The 1042-nt window shown below is 64.1% G+C and carries 2 protein-coding genes; both read left to right on the top strand.

Translation table 11 applies throughout. From position 1 onward, the window contains the following. Positions 1 to 325 (top strand): AMP-binding enzyme (locus ACWGPE_RS19285; protein WP_452049362.1); only part of this gene is annotated, 325 nt, incomplete at its 5' end. 29 nt (positions 326 to 354) lie between these two features. Then, positions 355 to 1042 (top strand): SDR family NAD(P)-dependent oxidoreductase (locus ACWGPE_RS19280; RefSeq protein WP_452049361.1); only part of this gene is annotated, 688 nt, incomplete at its 3' end.

The raw sequence follows: 1042 nt of genomic DNA, 5'->3' as shown, positions 1-1042 counted from the left end.
GCTCTATGTCAGCGGCCGTGATGACGAGATGATCGTCTCCGGCGGTGAGAACGTGTTCCCGGCCGAGGTCGAGGATCTGATCAGCGGTCATCCCGATGTCATCGAGGCGACCGCACTCGGTGTCGAGGACAAGGAATGGGGTGCCCGGCTGAAGGCCTTCGTGGTGAAGGCCGAGGGTGCCAACCTCGACGAAGACTCGATCAAGACCTACGTCAAAGAGCACCTGGCGCGGTACAAGGTGCCCCGTGAGGTGGTCTTCCTCGACGAGCTGCCGCGCAACCCGACCGGCAAGATCCTCAAGCGCGAGCTGCGCAACCTGGAATAGTTTGCCCACATCGGTGGTAGTACAGCCTTGTGAACATCGAACTGACCGGAAAGACCGCACTTGTCACGGGCTCGACACAGGGCATCGGGCTGGCGATCGCCGAGCAACTGGCGCGCAGCGGTGCCCGTGTCGCCGTCAACGGTCGCACGCCGGCCCGCGTCGATGAAGCCGTCTCCAAACTGGGCGAGTTCGATGTGCTGGGCGTCGCCGCCGACGTATCCACCGAGGAGGGCACGGCCGACCTGCTGCGTCAGCTGCCCGATGTCGACATCCTGGTGAACAACCTGGGGATCTTCGGGGCGGTGCCGCCGTTGGAGATCACCGACGAGCAGTGGCGCACCTACTTCGACGTGAATGTCCTTGCCTCGGTGCGACTTATCCGCAGTTACCTGCCCGGGATGACCGAGCGGGGCTGGGGCCGGGCGATCCAGATCGCCAGTGACTCCGCCATTGTCACGCCGGCGGAGATGATCCACTACGGCGTCTCCAAGACGGCGTTGCTCGCCGTATCGCGCGGTTTCGCCAAGGAAGCCGCGGGTAGCGGGGTGACCGTGAACTCGGTGATCGCCGGGCCGACCCACACGGCGGGCGTCGAGGACTTCGTCTACCAACTCGTCGACAAATCGCTGCCGTGGGATGAGGCGCAGCGCGAATTCATGATCAAGCACCGGCCGCAGTCGTTGATCCAGCGACTGATCGAGCCCGAAGAGATCGCAA

The sequence above is a fragment of the Agromyces sp. NPDC055658 genome, assembly GCF_053618155.1.
This window is presented reverse-complemented; position numbering and strand designations above follow the sequence as displayed.